We start from the raw sequence: 16,671 nt of genomic DNA on the forward strand, positions 1-16,671 counted from the left end.
TGTCGGCTTTGTCATTTCATGCTTTGCTGTCTGCTAAGTCAAACAATCACATTATTCAAAGCATAGCGTATCAAATCCGCCTGACCTTCAATATTCAGTTTGCGCTTGATATTGAGCCTGTGGGTTTCGACCGTCCTGACACTGAGGCCAAGATCTCTTGCAATATGCTTGTTGGATTTTCCTGTGGCGATGCAAGTCAGTATGGATTTTTCTCTTTGTGTCAGCGTCTGGCTGCTATCACTATTTGCTGATTGCTTCTTCAGGCCCGAGCTGAAATAGGTGCCGCCAGCCATGACAGTATCGATCGCCTCGATGATTTCTACCGCCGGCGCATCCTTGAGCACGTAAGCGCGCGCTCCCGCTTGCATGGATTGATTGACGTATTCTGTCTTCTCGTGCATGGACAGCATGATGACCGCAATATGCGGATATTCTGCCTTGAACCGCGCCGTCAGGCTGATGCCATTGCCTGTGCCAAGGTTGATATCCATCAGGATGAGGTTGACAGGCTTGCTGGCAGCGATCAGCAGGGCATCCTCAGCCGTACCTGCCTCGCCAGCTATGGTGATGCTGGCGATGGTTTCCAGCCTTGCCCTGAGCCCGTCCCTGACCAGGGGATGATCATCAACCAGCAATAGATGTACTTGTGCTGCTGGCCGGACCGGTATGTTCTCGGTCATTTTGTTTCTCCATTCGATAAGCTTGCGGTCACAGTTGTGCCATTGGTACTGGATTGTAATTCTAAACGGCCATTAATCGCAGCCAGACGTTCACGCATATTGCTCAAGCCTATACCTCTGTGCGGGTGGTTTGCTACCCCCTTGATATCAAAACCGCGCCCATCATCGGCGATGATCAGTTTGATTCCTTCTGCATCGCTGAGTAGTTGCAAATTAACATGTCTGACTTGCTCGGCGTGCTTGTGTATATTCGTCAAGGCTTCTTGCGCAACCCTGAATAGGACAGTATTACTGATTTCATCCAGTGACTGAAAGTCGCCGGCTGCATCAAAGCTAACTGGCAAGCCGCTGGCATGTTCAAATTCATCGGCCAGATGTTCAAAAGCTGCCACCAGACCCAGGTCGTCCAGCAGGGCAGGGCGCAGATTGTGTGAGATGCGTCTGACTTCGCTGAGCGCTTCGTTGAGTTGGTCGGTGGCACGGGCGAATGACAGTTTTGCAGCCTCTGGGCCTGCTCCGGCCTGATAAAGTTTGACTTGTCCTGACTCTATCTGCAGCTTGACCGACACCAATAACTGGCTAAGGCCATCGTGCAGGTCGCGCGACAGGCGCGCGCGCTCATCTTCCTGCGAGCTGACCACGCTCTGGGCCAATACTTTCAATTTGGCTTCAGCCAGCCTTGATTCACTGATATTCAGGGCCAGACCTGACAGGGCGATCAGCAGGGCACTGATAATCGCGATGCCTGCAATCCATGACATGGTGCTTTGTATGTTTTTTGCCACTTGTATGTCAATTTTATTGAGGGCGTCATCAACGTCGTCGAGATAAATGCCTGTACCCAGCATCCAGCCCCATTGTTCCAGTTTGACGACATAGCCAAGCTTGGGCATGACCTTGTGCATCGAGGGTTTTTCCCACATATAACGGATGGCACCACCGCCGGCCTTGGCTTTGTTGAGCAGATTTTGTATGGTCAGGCTGCCTTCGTGGTCAGTCATATTCCATAAATCCTTGCCGACCAGGTCGGGGCGGCGTGGATGCATGAGGTTCTTGCCCTCCATGTTATAGATGTAAAAATAGCCATCGTCGCCGAAATCCAGGGCCGCCAATATTTTTTTTGCTTCTTCTTGCGTATTGGGGTTTTGTTGCTTGCTGTTGTAGAGATGGGCTATCGCTGCCGTGCCCAGCGTGACATAGTGCTTGAGTTCGGCTTCTTTACTGGACAGATAGGCTTGCTCTATGGTGCTTCTTTGTTGTTTTGCCAAAAACGTGGCTTGGTAAAATACTGCCATCGCAATACCGGAAAACGCCAACAGCAGTGGGGCAACTGCCAGGAATATGATTTTTTGCCTGAGCTTCATTGAGAAAAAGTAAACCTGCGTTTTGACCAGGCATCTACTGTAGTCTTGATGCCGGTATAAGCGAAGTGGAAATTTGATGTGCAAGGATCAAAAGCACAAAAAAAACCCCGCAGTTGCGGGGTTCTTTAAAAAACCAAAAATCAAAGAAGAATCAAAGATTAAGGGTTTTGAATGTTGGAAGCTTGCTTGCCTTTAGGGCCTTGCGTGACTTCGAACGTTACTTTTTGACCTTCTTTCAGGGTCTTGAAGCCGTTCATCTGGATTGCGGAAAAGTGGGCGAACAAATCCTCACCGCCGTCATCCGGAGTGATAAAGCCGAAACCTTTGGAATCATTGAACCACTTGACGGTACCTGTTGCCATAATGCATCTTTCAAATAGAAACTAATCACACGAGCCGTAAAAGCAAGAAACCTAGCACTATGCTACCTCCCCCTTGACCTGCTCACTTCATATTGACGATTTAATACTTTATTTGTCAATAAATATCATTCTTGGCGGAAAAAAAGCTAAAGTCAAGAAACTTCTGGTTACAAATGAAGTAGTTTTGCAGTACTGTTGTATTTTTACTTAATGACAAGAAAATACAGCGATATTTGATGTGAAGAAATAGTTTTGCTATTGAAACTTGATCTAAAGGAATTGATCACCATCTGCGAATAAAGCAGAAAGCGCGTAACATTGACCTGGGAGAGAATTAAGCCGTTTTTATTCGCTTATTATTTGTCTCTGAAATGAATCAACGTACTAGAATATACGTATGGGAAACAAGCAAGAAAACGGTACGATACTGGAACGTCAGGCGCAGAAGTTAAAACCGCCTTCCATGTATCAGGTAATTTTACTCAACGACGACTACACTCCTATGGAGTTTGTGGTGGCGATCGTTCAGGAATATTTTAATAAGGATCGTGAGACTGCAATGCAGATCATGCTCAAGGTGCACCGGGATGGCAAAGGGATATGTGGCGTCTATTCCAAGGATATTGCGCTGACCAAAGTGGAACTCGTTTTGACGCACGCTCGTAAGGCAGGACACCCCCTGCAATGTGTGATGGAGGAAGTATGATTGCGCAAGAACTGGAAGTTAGTCTGCATATGGCCTTTGTGGAGGCCAGGCAGGCTCGTTATGAATTCATCACGGTAGAGCACCTTTTGCTCGCCTTGCTGGATAACCCTTCTGCTGCGGAGGTCCTCAGGGCCTGCGCGGTCAATATTGAGGATTTGCGCAAAACCCTGGGTAATTTTATTACTGACAATACCCCCACCGTGCCTGGCACCAATGAGGTTGATACCCAGCCTACCCTTGGCTTCCAGCGGGTGATACAGCGCGCCATCATGCACGTTCAATCGGCATCGAATGGCAAAAAAGAAGTCACTGGCGCAAATGTGCTGGTCGCTATCTTCGGTGAAAAGGATTCGCATGCTGTGTATTATTTACATCAGCAGGGTGTAACACGCCTCGACGTGGTGAACTTCATTTCGCACGGTGTGCGTAAAGACAGCCACAACGAGCCGCAAAAATCACCTGAAGGCACGGAAGAAAACCAGGTAGAAGCACAAGCCAAGGAAAATCCGCTTGACCAGTTCACCCAAAATCTGAACAAGGCCGCTGCGGAAGGCAAGATAGACCCGCTGATCGGTCGCGACAATGAAGTTGAACGCGTGATTCAGATTCTGTGCCGTCGCCGCAAAAACAATCCCTTGCTGGTGGGTGAGGCTGGCGTTGGTAAAACAGCTATAGCTGAGGGACTGGCATGGCGTATCACACAAAGTGATGTCCCAGATATTTTGAATAATGCCGTGGTCTATTCTCTGGACATGGGTGCTTTGCTGGCAGGTACCAAATACCGTGGCGACTTTGAGTTGCGTCTCAAGGGCGTGCTCAAGCAGTTAAAAGACACACCTAACGGTATCTTGTTCATTGATGAAATTCATACCATCATTGGTGCTGGTTCAGCATCAGGCGGAACGCTCGATGCGTCCAATCTCTTGAAGCCAGCCTTGTCCAGTGGACAACTGAAGTGCATAGGTGCGACCACTTACACTGAATATCGTGGTGTCTTTGAAAAAGACCATGCCCTGGCGCGTCGCTTCCAGAAGATCGATGTCAACGAACCAACGGTTGAGCAAACTGTGCAAATTTTGCGCGGCTTGAAATCCAAGTTTGAAGAACATCACAACGTCAAGTATTCAGCATCTGCACTGACGACAGCGGCAGAGCTGTCTGCACGTTTCATCAATGACCGCCATTTGCCTGACAAGGCAATCGATGTGATTGACGAGGCGGGTGCTGCCCAGCGTATTTTGCCGAAGTCCAAGCAAAAGAAAACCATAGGCAAGGCTGATATCGAAGACATCATCTCGAAAATCGCCCGTATTCCGCCGCAGACTGTTAATCAGGATGACCGGAGCAAGCTGCAAACCATAGAGCGCGACTTGAAGAATGTGGTTTTTGGTCAGGAGCCTGCAATTGAAGCATTGGCATCATCTATCAAGATGGCCCGTGCTGGCCTGGGCAAGACTGACAAGCCTATCGGCTCCTTCCTGTTCTCTGGTCCTACTGGTGTTGGTAAAACCGAGGTCGCCAAGCAATTGGCCTTCACCCTGGGTATAGAGCTGATACGCTTCGACATGTCGGAATACATGGAGCGTCATGCTGTCAGCCGTCTGATCGGCGCGCCGCCGGGTTATGTCGGCTTTGATCAGGGTGGTTTGATGACTGAAGCCATCACCAAAAAACCGCATGCCGTGTTGTTGCTGGATGAGATAGAAAAAGCCCATCCTGATGTTTTTAACATCTTGTTGCAGGTGATGGATCATGGCACGTTAACAGATAACAACGGACGCAAGGCAGATTTCCGCAATGTGATTATTATTATGACGACCAATGCGGGCGCTGAAAGTTTGCAAAAACGTTCTATCGGTTTCAACGACAGCAAAGAAGCTGGCGATGAAATGGCCGATATCAAACGGATGTTTACGCCTGAATTCCGTAACCGTCTGGATGCCATTATCAGCTTCCGTGCACTCGACGAAGAGATCATCTTGCGTGTGGTTGACAAATTCCTCATGCAGCTTGAAGAGCAATTGCACGAGAAAAAAGTCGAAGCAACTTTCACTGATAATTTACGCAAGTTCCTTGGTAAAAAAGGATTTGATCCATTGATGGGCGCCCGTCCTATGGCGCGCTTGATACAGGATATGATACGTAAAGCCTTGGCGGATGAGCTCTTATTCGGTAAGCTGGTAACAGGCGGACGTGTCATCGTTGACCTTGATGATAAAGACCAGGTCAAACTGGAATTTTCTGAAGGCGATGCCAGCCCACCAGAGGCATCACAAGAGGTGGTCGAAGTAGATTAATCCACCCTTGTCTGCCCCGGCTCAGGCCGGGGTTTTTCTTTAATGGACGTATGTTTTTTGCGTGATGGAGACAAGTATGGCAGGCCTTACACTTCCCACATATGTACTTGAATATACAACCAAGACCATAGACGCAGTTTTATCCCAGGCCGCCCTGGAAGGAAATGAAGTTGAGGTTGATGTCTACGAACGTAGCGATGTCAGCAAAAAGCATGTTGCCTCAGGCAAGCGTATGAAAGGGGATGGCGATATGTTTCGCGTCTCTGTGACTACGGGTGCCGGTTCGCATAGCGATGACTGGAGCTACACTATCTTGCGTGAATCAGCAGGACGCAGCCGCAAAATGAAGAAATAGCAAAAAGCCCGGATACTGTCCGGGCTTTTGTCTGTTAGCCCGCGCTGGTTTCTATGATGGGCGAGCTGGTGATGGTTTTGTGCACCGGGCATTTTGCTGCGATGGCAATGAGTCTGGCTCGTTGCTCTTCAGTCAAGTCTGCTCCATGCAGGATAACTTGTTTCTTGAATATGTCTTGGGTACCCTCTTTGTGATGCGTCAATTTGACTTCAACCTTGTCTAGCGGCCATTCATGCTGCTTGGCATACCAGCGCACTGTCATGGCTGTGCATTCCCCTAGTGCTGCTGTTAATAAATCAAAAGGGGCGGGGCCAAGATTGCCGCCACCGGCATCTAGTGGCTCGTCACCTTTGATCGTATGGCCGGAGACATTGATGTCAACGGCATAAGTGTTTTCGCCAGTTTCGACGACATGAGCGGAGATGGTTTGATCTGACATTGTGTTTTCCTATTCGGGTAATGGGATGAATTCATCGTCGCCGTTGACCTTGGCAAAGCGTCCAGCCTTCCAGTCAACTTTTGCCTGCTCTATGCGGGCTTCTGAAGTGGATACAAAATTCCAAAAAATATAGCGTTGCTCTGGTAGGTTTGCACCGCCCAGCAACACCAGATGGGCGTCACTGGTTGCAGTAATCATTACATCAGCGTCCTCTGCAAAGACTGGCATGGTGCGTTCCTGCACAACTTCTTCGTCTACGCGTACTTCGCCTGAAATAAGGTATAAAGCGCGCTCTGCATATTCGGCAGGTACTTGCAATTGCGTACCGGCTGGCATTTTTGCCTCGACATAAAAAAGTGGGCTAAAGATTTTGACTGGCGCCGTATGTCCATAGGCCGTGCCTGCGATTAGCTTGAGTGCTACCCCGCCAATTTCAAATACGGGCAGGTTTTTTGCTGGGTGATGGTGAAATTCCGGCTCTACTTCTTCAAACTCTTTGGGCAGGGCTACCCAACTTTGCAAACCATGCACCGTGCGAGTCTGGGAGCGTTGAGCATCGCTATTGCGCTCCGAATGGGTGATGCCACGACCTGCAGTCATCCAGTTGACATCACCCGCAAGTATTTCCTGTTCGGTGCCCAAGCTATCTCGATGGAGCATGCCGCCTTCAAACAGATAGGTAACGGTAGCCAGGCCTATGTGCGGGTGTGGCCTGACATCCATGCCTTGTCCGGCTGTGAAATGCGCTGGTCCCATATGGTCCAGAAAGATAAAGGGGCCGACCAGATGGCGTTTGGCAAACGGCAAAATTCGGCCTACGGTAAAACCGCCCAGATCCTTCATGCGGGAGGGTATGGTCAGGCTGATAAGGCTCATGATGGTCTTTCTATGAAGATTTTTGCAGAGTTTGCATGACTTCTGAAAGGATTCAGAATGTCTCGCATTTTTGCTTCTGCGTGATTGTTCGGCATCGCTATTTTGGTGATGCAGTCTGGTCAATATTTTAATCCAGATTAATGATTCAGGTTTTGCTCTGCCCATATGAGTCTTGTTGCCAGGAATGACAAGGATTTTGATTTACAATGCCGCCAAGAGATTGTTAGTACAAAATCTGAATCTGAATCTGAATTTTTGAATTAAGGACATTACGATGAAATTACTCGCTTTCGCTGCAAGTACCAGCAAAAAATCCATCAACAAGCAACTCGTGACTTATGCTGCGAACCTGCTTACAGACGCTACTGTAGACGTGCTGGATTTGAATGATTATGAACTGCCATTGTTCAGTGTGGATAAAGAAGCCGAATTGGGAAAACCTGCGCTGGCTCAGGCTTTTCTGGACAAAATTGCGGCCAGCGATGCCATCGTGATTTCCTTTGCTGAACACAATGGTTCGTACAGCGCTGCTTACAAAAACCTGTTTGACTGGTGCTCACGCGTCAATGGCAAGGTTTTCCAGGGAAAACCCATGGTCATGCTGTCGACGTCTCCTGGTGCACGTGGTGGTGCCAGCGTGCTGGCTGCTGCTACGGGATCAGCGCCCTTCTTTGGCGGAGAAGTGAAGGCCAGTTTGTCAGTGCCGACCTTTTATGAAAATTTTGATGTGGAAAAGCAGGAATTGAAGAACGAGGAATTGAAAGCTAAATTGCTAGCAGCGTTGGCCAGCCTTGCCTGATTGATTCCTGTGCATGTTTGAGCAGGTTTACCGCCATACTAGGAAAATAATTGCCGCCATCTATGCAGTGATGGCGGCATTGCTAATATGGGCGGGCACGCTGCCGGACGGGTATATGATTCATGTGCGAAAAATCATTGAGGTGCAATCATATCCTGTCTGGTCAGTGCTGCTTGAATTACTAATCCTGGCTGTGCTCTATATGATGTTTGCATGGGCACTAAGCTCGAATTTATGGGAGCGGGTCTGGAAATTGTTGGTTTGCCTGACGATAGACATCATCGTTAGCTTACTCATTGCCATAACGATGATGCATGCTCCGACATACCATGCATTTTTTCTGTTTTCCGTTTTCTTGCTGACACTATTCGTGTTGCTGGCACTGTTATTACTTAGCGTGCTGGGGTTGAACAAAAAATTGGCCAGCAAGAGATAAATTTAATGTTTGCCTGTGCTCCCAAACCCACCTTCACCACGCTCACTCTGTCCAAACTCGTCGACGATATTAAAGCCAACTTGCAGCACAGGCACGATGATCAGTTGCGCCAGTCTTTCCATGGACTGGAGAGTGAATTCTGCCTGGCTGCGGTTCCAGGTTGATACCATCAGTTGGCCCTGGTAGTCAGAGTCAATCAGGCCAACGAGGTTACCGAGGACGATGCCGTTTTTATGGCCCATGCCACTACGTGGCAAGATCATGGCAGCATAGCCAGGGTCAGCGATGTGGATCGCCAGGCCGGTAGGGATCAGGACTGTCTGGCCGGGTTGTATGGTAATGGCTGCGTCTATGCAAGCGCGCAGGTCGAGGCCAGCACTGCCGGGTGTACCATACGATGGCAGGAAGTCCTTCATGCGGCTGTCGAGGATTTTGAGGTCTATGTTTTTCATCGTATTGTGCAAAAAATGAACAAATAAATAATGCTCAAAGAGACCAGGCTCTTTGAACTGAATGGAAGATTTACATCAGGCTGGTGCGCAGGGCGATTTCAGCGACCAGTTGCAGGGCCAGGGTTTGCTTGTCGGCGCGTGGCAGAATAGTGTGACCATGTACGTCAAACAGCACCAGCTCATTATCATCCTTGCCAAAGGTGTTATGACCGATATTGCCAACCAGCAACGGGACATTTTTCTTTTGGCGCTTGGCAGAACCATATTGCAAAAGATTTTCTGACTCGGCAGCAAAGCCTACGCAGTAAGGTGGATTCGGCATGGCTGCTACGGCCGCCAGAATGTCAGGGTTTTGTGCAAATTGCAATTGCGGCATATCATTGTCGCCAGTTTTCTTTAGCTTCTGCTCGCTGGCATTGGCGACGCGCCAGTCAGCGACGGCTGCCACGGCAACAAATACTTCCTGTTTTTGCTGTTTCAATTGCGCCATTACGGCATCATGCATTTGCTGGGCAGTCTGCACGTGGATACGACGTACGCCATAAGGTGCTTCGAGTGCGGTCGGACCAGACACCAGTGTGACAATGGCACCTGCTTCCCAGGCGGCCTGGGCAATTGCGTAGCCCATCTTGCCGGACGACAGATTGGTGATGCCGCGCACCGGGTCTATCGGTTCAAAGGTGGGGCCAGCGGTGATCAATACGTGCTTGCCTGCCAGTGTTTTTGCATGGAATGCTGCTATGATTTCTGCGAGCAATTGATCCGGTTCCAGCATGCGGCCCATGCCGGTTTCGCCACAAGCCTGGTCACCAGCAGCAGGCCCCATGAGCTGTATGCCGTCGGCCAGAATTTGTTGCACATTGCGCTGGGTTGCTGGGTTTTGCCACATTTCCACATTCATGGCTGGCGCTATCAGCAACGGTAGGTTGGCAGGGCGGGCGATGCACAGGGTAGAGAGCAAGTCGTTGCAGGCACCATGTGCCAGTTTGAAAATAAAGTCTGTGCTACAGGGTGCAATCACGATGGCATCGGCATCCCGTGTTAGGTCTATGTGCGGCATATTATTATGTATGCGCGCATCCCACTGGTCGGTGTATACCGTATTGCCAGACAGGGCCTGCATGGTTACAGGTGTAATAAAGTGGGTGGCAGATTCTGTCATCACCACCTGCACATTGGCACCAGCCTTGCCCAATGCCCGTGTCAGTTCTGCAATCTTGTAGCAGGCTACGCCACCGGTCAGGCCCAGAACGATCTTTTTACCAGCCAGTCGCAGACTCATGGTGCTATTCCTTTATTTTTTGACTCGACGCAATTCATCCAGGATGAATAATGCCGCACCCAGACAAATGGCGCTGTCAGCGATGTTGAAGGCCGGGAAGTGATAAATTTCCTTGTAATGAAAATCAAGAAAATCGATGACATGACCATACATCACCCGGTCGATAACATTGCCGAGAGCACCGCCCATGATCAGAGACAAGGCAGTACAAAACAGCTTTTGACCCGCGTGGCGTACTAACAGATAAGTGATATAAGCCGCTGCAATCAGACCAATGGCTGTGAAGAAATATCGCTGCCAACCTGATTCTGCTGCCAGGAAACTGAAAGCCGCACCCTTGTTGTACACCAGGGTCAGGTTGAAAAAAGAAGTGATACTAAGCGTTTCGGCATAGGAAAAAGCCTTGCTGACGGTGATTTTGCTCACTTGGTCCAGCAAAATAACGATGGCGGCAAAGCCCAGCCAAAGTACCAGAGCTGAGCTGGAAGCAGAAGAACCAGAAGAGCTGCCAGAGGCATTGCTACGTTTTTTGGTTGCCATGGATGGTGAAGTGTTATTGAGATGCAATGAGTGAGGCTCAGGGTAGAGCCTCACCAGATTTAAAATCAGGCAAAGCGGCGTGCTTCGCCAGCACCGAACAGATTGCTGACACAACGGCCACACAGTCCAGGGTGCTCTGGATTGCTACCTACATCCGCACGGTAATGCCAGCAACGCTCGCACTTTTCATATTTGGATGGGGTAACGACCACGGTTTCTTCCGCTTCACTATTTACCTGTTCCACACCTGCTGCTGAGGTGATCAGGGTGAATTTCAAGTCCTCGGCAAAGCTGTTCAGGACATCAAATTTGCTGCCGCTGGCTTTGATGGTCACTTCTGCCTGCAAGGATGAACCTATGCCACCGGCAACGCGTACTTCTTCGAGTCGCTTGGTAACATCTGTACGCACTGCACGCAGCGCTGCATACTTTGCCAGCAAGGCTTCTGCATCAGCGATCTCTGGCAAGCTGTAATAAGTTTGCGTGAAGATGGTTTCGTCGCTGTCTTTGTACGCATCAGCAGCGGCAAAGAATTGCCAGGCTTCTTCTGCAGTGAAAGACAACATTGGTGCCATCAGGCGCAACAAGGATTGCGTGATATGCCAGATTGCAGTTTGCGCAGAACGGCGCGCATGCGAAGTCGTGCCGCTGGTGTACAGGCGGTCTTTCAGGATGTCGAGGTAGAAACCACCCAGATCCTCTGAACAGAATGACTGCAATTTGCTGACCACAGGATGGAATTCAAACCCATCAAAATGTGCCAGGATATCTTTTTGCAATGCCGCCATGTTGGCGATGGCATAGCGGTCTATTTCCAGCAGTTCATTGATCGCAACAGCATCTTTTGCCGCATCAAAATCAGAAGTGTTGGCCAGCAAGAAGCGCAAGGTGTTGCGGATACGGCGATAGGCTTCCGTCACACGTTTCAGGATTTCGTCAGAGATGGACACCTCACCCGAATAATCGGACGAGGCAACCCACAGACGCAGGATGTCAGCGCCAAGTGTGTCGAATACCTTTTGAGGAGCTACTACATTGCCCTTGGATTTAGACATTTTTTCACCGTTGCCATCGACCACAAAACCATGCGTGAGCAAGGCTTTATATGGCGCACAACCATTGAGCATGCTGGATGTGAGCAGTGATGAGTGGAACCAGCCACGATGTTGGTCCGAGCCCTCCAGATAGAGGTCGGCAGGAAAGGCGGATTGCTCTTTGTGCGAATAACGTAGGACAGTTTGATGCGTCGTTCCAGAATCAAACCATACGTCCAGCGTATCGCGGTTTTTGACATACATGGCAGCTTCATCACCAAGTAAATCAGCAACTTCGATTTTTTGCCAGGCTTCTATGCCTTCTTTTTCTATGCGCAGGGCGATTTGTTCCAGCAATTCTGGTGTGCGCGGATGCAATTGACCAGTCTCCTTATGCAGGAAGAAAGCCATAGGCACGCCCCATTGACGCTGACGCGACAAAGTCCAGTCAGGACGGTTAGCGATCATGCCATGCAAACGCGCCTTGCCCCATGCCGGGAAGAAGGCAGTGTCATCGATGGCTTTCAATGCTGTCTGGCGCAAGTTGTCACCACCCGCTTTCGGGGTATTGTCCATGCTGGCAAACCATTGTGACGTGGCGCGATAGATGATGGGCGTCTTATGACGCCAGCAATGCATATAACTATGCTCAAACATCTTGAACGAGAACAGGGTACCCGCTTCGCGCAGCTTGTCGCAGATAGGCTTGGATGCTTCCCAGATGGTCATGCCGGCAAAAAATGGCAGGCTGGATGCAAATTTGCCGTCACCCATCACTGGGGCGATGATCTCATCATCCTTCATGCCATGCGCCTTGCATGACTGGAAATCTTCGATACCGTAGGCTGGCGCAGAGTGGACCACGCCAGTACCGGTTTCTGTACTGACATATTCACCCAGATAAACTGGAGAAAAGCGGTCATAGCCCGCATCCAGTGTTGACAGGGGATGTTTGAATTTGATTTCAGATAAATCAGCACCCAGGCAAGTAGCGATGACTTCACCGGTCAAACCATAATTGGTCAGGCTGGCGTCAACCAGGTCCTTTGCCAGGATTAGCAGGATGTCTTCACCTTCGCGCTGGGTCTTGACCAGTGCGTAAGTGATTTCCGGGTGCATGTTCAGCGCCTGGTTGGACGGGATGGTCCATGGCGTTGTGGTCCAGATGACGCAATAGCCTTTATCAAGCGGCAGCTTGTCCAGCTTGAATGCAGCGGCCAGTTTGTCATGTTCAGCAAACGGGAAGCCAACGTCGATGGAAGGATCACGTTTGTTTTCGTATTCGACTTCAGCTTCCGCCAGGGCCGAGCCGCAGTCAAAACACCAGTTCACAGGCTTCAGGCCGCGATAGACATAACCTTTTTCCAGTAGTTTGCCGAGCGCGCGCAATTCTTCGGCCTCATTGCCAAAGGCCATGGTCTTGTAGGGATTATCCCATTCACCCAGAACACCCAAACGGATGAAGTCAGCCTTTTGTTTTTCTATCTGTTCATTCGCATACACGCGTGCCTTGGCATGCACTTCGGCCACTGGCAGGTTTTTGCCAAACAGTTTTTCAACCTGGATTTCGATAGGCATGCCGTGGCAATCCCAGCCTGGTACATACGGTGCGTCAAAGCCAGCCATGGTGCGGGCCTTGATGATCATGTCTTTCAGTACTTTGTTGACAGCGTGACCGATATGGATATCACCATTCGCATACGGTGGGCCGTCATGCAGGATGAATTTCGGGCGACCGGCGGATGCCTTGCGCACGCGCTCATAGATTTTCTTGTCTTGCCATTCCTTGATCCACTTGGGTTCACGCTTGGCCAGATCGCCGCGCATAGGGAAGGTGGTTTCGGTCATGTTGACCGGGTATTTACTGGCCGTTTTTGCCGCTTTGTTTTCAGACATAATGGGTTTTCTATTTTTAAAATCGGGATGAGGTCACAAGCAATCACAACAAACAAAGTGTGAGCTTCAAATTCGGTCAGTGGCAGAGCGAGCCGGACGGTGGCTGTCGGCGAAATAAGCACGAGCCTGTTCAGCATCCTTGTTGATGGCTGCGGTCAGGGTTGGCAAGTCTATGTATTTTTCTTCGTCGCGCAGCTTCTTCAGGAACTCTATCTGCACGACTTTACCGTAAGCATGGCCGCTGTAATCAAATACATGGGTTTCCAGCAGCACGCGGCCGCTGTCATCAACCGTAGGGCGCACACCCAGACTGGCAACGGCTGGCAAAGGCTGCTCTGCCAGGCCATGTACTTGGACGATGAAGATGCCATTCAGGGCAGGGCGGTGATGCGCAATGCGCAGGTTCAGTGTAGGAAAACCTATCGTGCGTCCCAGCTTCTGGCCATGTACTACATGACCGGAAATACGGTAAGGGTGGCCGAGCAAGGCTTCTGCGTCATCAAAATGACCATTTGCCAATGCCAGGCGCACGGCAGATGATGAAATACGCACGCCCTTGTTTTGCACTGAAGGCAGGGTTTCTACCGTAAAGCCAAAGCGCTGTCCTGCTTCTGTCAGGTTGGAGATGTCTCCGGCACGTTTGGCACCAAAGCGAAAATCTTCACCGACCATGACCCATTTCACATGCAGGCCATCAACCAGCACTTTTTCGATGAAATCTTGTGGCGACAAAGCGGCAAACTGGGCATTGAAATGCTCAACGATCACCCGGTCAACACCAGCAGCCTTTAGCGACGCCATGTTGTCGCGCAAATTGGCAATGCGGGTAGGTGCTTTCGACAAGTCACCCATCATTTGCGCAAAAAATGCACGCGGATGTGGTTCAAATGTCATTACTGCAGCTTCTATGTCCAGACGTGTAGCTGCATCCCGCAAACGGGCAAGCAAAGTCTGATGGCCCAGATGTACACCGTCAAAATTGCCTATCGCCAGCGCACAGGGTGCACGGGAGGCTGCATTTGGAAGTCCGCGAAATACCTTCATTGTTTCCAGAAAACTGCTGCAAAGCCTTAGATTATAAATCGTTTCAGCGGGCTATTAATCAGAAAAGGCAATTTAATGCACATATTGCAATCTAAAATGTCTGGAGTTAGCTTGAATTACCATTTTATGTGCGTTAGCCGGCTTCCGAGCTAAGCGTCTCATATCTGGCAAGCAGGTCTTCAGATACATCTTGTTGTGAAATATGAAAAATCAAGACACTATTCAAGTCAACTGTTGGGTGTTTTGCTATAAATTTACAAAAATATAAGACTTCATCGACAGTTTCATCATCGTGCCAGGTAGTTATCAAGAATTTATCTTCTGGAATTTCTTCACCAATAAATTTCATGATATTTGCCCAATCTAAGGCGTCATCCCAAGCGCTGCAATCAACACCCCAGGCCATCATGTACAAACAACCTGCATCGACGAGGTGATTGCTTACCTTATCCTGCCATTCTGGTGTTACTGCATGATCTGCAAGGACGATCACTTTAAACGGAGGTGACGGTGCCAGTTTTGGCAGATCAGCGTTCGGATTTATGCACAGATATCGGACGGTCATTTTCACATCAAATTAATGATGGTGCGACCACAAGACATCATTGGAGCTGAGATAGGATTGAACTGCTTCCTTGTTGCCAGTCGCATGTTTCATGATTTCGCCGCAGCTGCAAATACCTTGATAAGGCTGAATGTGCGAGCAGGCAGAGACTTTTTGCAGGAAAACCTGAACAGATTTGCTGCAGTTTTTGCATTTAAAGGTCAGTATGCGGGCGGGTTTGTTGATCATGATGCTAATTTTCTAAACAGTTATTCAATTCAAGTGACCAGAATTTTGATAGACGCTGGTCACCTATACAGATGCTATTTTAATTTTAAACGCCACAATGAAGTAACTTCTTTGACGCGGGCCGCATGCAAGGGATCGTTTTCATCCGTAGATTTTGGATGGCGCGGTTTGATATCCACCTTGCCAGCTACCGTCAGCCCACCAGCCTCTATCCAGCCTTGTAATTCAGCCGCAGTGCGCAGGCCCAGGTGTTCGGCAAAATCTGACATGACCAGCCACGCTTCGCCTTGAGGTTCGAGGTGATCTGCCACGCCAGCCAGAAATCCGCGCAACATGCGGCTGTCGGGATCATACACGGCATATTCTATAGGTGAGTTGGGGCGTGCTGGCAACCATGGTGGGTTACATACGATCAGCGGCGCACGACCAGGCGGAAAAAGATCTGCCTGCAATAATTCAATTTGGTCGGACAAACCCAGTCTGTCCACATTTTCACGGGCGCAGGCGAGGGCGCGCAGGTCTTGGTCAGTTGCCACAATTTTTTTGACGCCGCGTTTCACCAGCAAGGCTGACAGCACGCCAGTACCCACACCGATATCAAAAGCCAGTGTTGTTGATGGCAGTGGTGCTTTTGCCAGCAAGTCTATGTATTCGCCGCGTACAGGGGAGAACACGCCATAGTAGGGGTGGATTTTTGCACCAAGAGCAGCGATCTCAACACCATTCTTGCGCCATTCGTGCGCACCTATCAAGCCCAGCAATTCGCGCAGGGAGGCCACAAAGGCAGTGCTTGGTTCGCCATAGACTTCGCGGCAGGCTTGCGTTACATCTGGGGCACGACGCAGGGTAATACGGTAGTCAGCTTCAAAGGGGACCAAGACCATGGCCAGCACACGTGCTCTTTGCGATTGTGCCTGGCGGTGCAGGTTGAATGCTTCTTTTGCTGATTCTGGTACTTTGGCTTTCTTGCTGGCCTTGGCTGGCTTTTTATCAATGCGACGAGCCAGCGCCTGCAAGAGTTGTTTTGCATTGTGATAATCGCCACGCCATAGCAGGGCGGTGCCTTCGCAGGCCAGCTTATAGGCGGTTTCCACATTCATGCGGTCATCGGCAATTTGCACGCGTTTGGGTGTCGGTGCACCACTCTCGGAATGCCAGCGGCATGAGCGCGCTTCGTCGTTTTCTATCCAGTGCAATTGCAGAGCGGGATTGGGGGTGATCATATTTTTCTTTTTTGTGGTAAGAGCAGGGCAGTCTGGCCCCTGCCAAGGCTGGAGTGTAACAAATAAATGTGGCGCGTTGAGCTTTAAGGCCAG

18 protein-coding genes are annotated in these 16,671 nt (G+C 49.8%); 5 read left to right on the forward strand and 13 right to left on the reverse strand.

Annotated features, from left to right (window positions below; all coding sequences use genetic code 11):
• Window positions 1–38 precede the first annotated feature (38 nt).
• The 3 genes from Q8K39_RS03650 to Q8K39_RS03660 form a co-directional block, all read right to left on the reverse strand.
• Entirely contained in the window at window positions 39–680 is a 642-nt protein-coding gene (locus tag Q8K39_RS03650) for a response regulator transcription factor (protein ID WP_305258337.1), read from the reverse strand.
• Window positions 677–1,975, reverse strand: a complete 1,299-nt coding sequence (locus Q8K39_RS03655; RefSeq protein ID WP_370868549.1) for a cache domain-containing protein — start codon at window positions 1,973–1,975, stop codon at window positions 677–679. Before Q8K39_RS03655 ends, Q8K39_RS03650 begins: the two co-directional genes overlap by 4 nt.
• A 227-nt stretch (window positions 1,976–2,202) precedes the next feature.
• Window positions 2,203–2,406 (reverse strand): cold-shock protein, encoded by a 204-nt coding sequence (locus Q8K39_RS03660; protein WP_162021162.1) that lies wholly within the window; start codon window positions 2,404–2,406, stop codon window positions 2,203–2,205.
• A 397-nt stretch (window positions 2,407–2,803) separates the two neighbouring features.
• Between Q8K39_RS03660 and clpS the strand changes: the two genes are divergently transcribed.
• The 3 genes from clpS to Q8K39_RS03675 all read left to right on the forward strand — a co-directional run bounded on the left by clpS (window position 2,804) and on the right by Q8K39_RS03675 (window position 5,764).
• The gene (clpS, locus tag Q8K39_RS03665) at window positions 2,804–3,112 is read left to right on the forward strand and encodes an ATP-dependent Clp protease adapter ClpS (protein ID WP_110257372.1); all 309 of its coding nucleotides are present in this window, start codon (window positions 2,804–2,806) and stop codon (window positions 3,110–3,112) included.
• Window positions 3,109–5,409, forward strand: a complete 2,301-nt coding sequence (gene clpA, locus Q8K39_RS03670) for an ATP-dependent Clp protease ATP-binding subunit ClpA (RefSeq protein WP_305258339.1) — start codon at window positions 3,109–3,111, stop codon at window positions 5,407–5,409. Before clpS ends, clpA begins: the two co-directional genes overlap by 4 nt.
• 76 nt (window positions 5,410–5,485) lie before the next feature.
• Window positions 5,486–5,764 (forward strand): hypothetical protein, encoded by a 279-nt coding sequence (locus Q8K39_RS03675; RefSeq protein ID WP_186954196.1) that lies wholly within the window; start codon window positions 5,486–5,488, stop codon window positions 5,762–5,764.
• A 34-nt stretch (window positions 5,765–5,798) separates the two neighbouring features.
• Here Q8K39_RS03675 and Q8K39_RS03680 read toward each other — a convergent pair whose 3' ends face one another.
• Window positions 5,799–6,203 (reverse strand): OsmC family protein, encoded by a 405-nt coding sequence (locus tag Q8K39_RS03680; protein ID WP_305258340.1) that lies wholly within the window; start codon window positions 6,201–6,203, stop codon window positions 5,799–5,801.
• A 9-nt stretch (window positions 6,204–6,212) separates the two neighbouring features.
• Entirely contained in the window at window positions 6,213–7,082 is an 870-nt protein-coding gene (locus Q8K39_RS03685; protein ID WP_370868554.1) for a pirin family protein, read from the reverse strand.
• Window positions 7,083–7,353: 271 nt separating this feature from the next.
• Here Q8K39_RS03685 and Q8K39_RS03690 point away from each other — a divergent pair, with 271 nt between their 5' ends.
• Together Q8K39_RS03690 and Q8K39_RS03695 are read left to right on the forward strand one after the other, a co-directional pair.
• Complete coding sequence (locus Q8K39_RS03690) at window positions 7,354–7,878, forward strand: NADPH-dependent FMN reductase (protein ID WP_305258342.1); 525 nt, start codon at window positions 7,354–7,356, stop codon at window positions 7,876–7,878.
• 13 nt (window positions 7,879–7,891) lie between these two features.
• Window positions 7,892–8,314, forward strand: coding sequence for a hypothetical protein (locus tag Q8K39_RS03695; protein WP_305258343.1), 423 nt, complete (start codon window positions 7,892–7,894; stop codon window positions 8,312–8,314).
• 2 nt (window positions 8,315–8,316) lie between these two features.
• On the opposite strand, the gene dut is transcribed toward Q8K39_RS03695, so the two are convergent.
• The 8 genes from dut to Q8K39_RS03735 all read right to left on the reverse strand — a co-directional run bounded on the left by dut (window position 8,317) and on the right by Q8K39_RS03735 (window position 16,578).
• Window positions 8,317–8,766: a dUTP diphosphatase gene (gene dut / locus Q8K39_RS03700; RefSeq protein ID WP_305258344.1), complete on the reverse strand. Its 450-nt coding sequence runs from the start codon at window positions 8,764–8,766 to the stop codon at window positions 8,317–8,319.
• Window positions 8,767–8,836: 70 nt separating this feature from the next.
• Window positions 8,837–10,042, reverse strand: a complete 1,206-nt coding sequence (gene coaBC / locus Q8K39_RS03705) for a bifunctional phosphopantothenoylcysteine decarboxylase/phosphopantothenate--cysteine ligase CoaBC (RefSeq protein ID WP_305258401.1) — start codon at window positions 10,040–10,042, stop codon at window positions 8,837–8,839.
• Window positions 10,043–10,060: 18 nt separating this feature from the next.
• Entirely contained in the window at window positions 10,061–10,588 is a 528-nt protein-coding gene (gene lspA, locus Q8K39_RS03710; RefSeq protein ID WP_186954202.1) for a signal peptidase II, read from the reverse strand.
• A gap of 65 nt (window positions 10,589–10,653) precedes the next feature.
• Complete coding sequence (ileS, locus tag Q8K39_RS03715) at window positions 10,654–13,518, reverse strand: isoleucine--tRNA ligase (protein WP_305258345.1); 2,865 nt, start codon at window positions 13,516–13,518, stop codon at window positions 10,654–10,656.
• A gap of 66 nt (window positions 13,519–13,584) precedes the next feature.
• A complete protein-coding gene (locus tag Q8K39_RS03720) occupies window positions 13,585–14,562 on the reverse strand; it encodes a bifunctional riboflavin kinase/FAD synthetase (RefSeq protein ID WP_305258347.1) in 978 nt (325 codons plus the stop codon).
• A 133-nt stretch (window positions 14,563–14,695) separates the two neighbouring features.
• Window positions 14,696–15,133: a hypothetical protein gene (locus Q8K39_RS03725; RefSeq protein WP_305258348.1), complete on the reverse strand. Its 438-nt coding sequence runs from the start codon at window positions 15,131–15,133 to the stop codon at window positions 14,696–14,698.
• 6 nt (window positions 15,134–15,139) lie between these two features.
• Window positions 15,140–15,355, reverse strand: a complete 216-nt coding sequence (locus tag Q8K39_RS03730) for a hypothetical protein (RefSeq protein ID WP_230413734.1) — start codon at window positions 15,353–15,355, stop codon at window positions 15,140–15,142.
• A gap of 74 nt (window positions 15,356–15,429) precedes the next feature.
• Window positions 15,430–16,578, reverse strand: a complete 1,149-nt coding sequence (locus tag Q8K39_RS03735) for a methyltransferase (RefSeq protein WP_305258349.1) — start codon at window positions 16,576–16,578, stop codon at window positions 15,430–15,432.
• Window positions 16,579–16,671: the final 93 nt, after the last annotated feature.

Source organism: Undibacterium sp. (assembly GCF_030683615.1).
In the GTDB taxonomy this organism is placed as follows: domain Bacteria; phylum Pseudomonadota; class Gammaproteobacteria; order Burkholderiales; family Burkholderiaceae_D; genus Undibacterium; species Undibacterium umbellatum.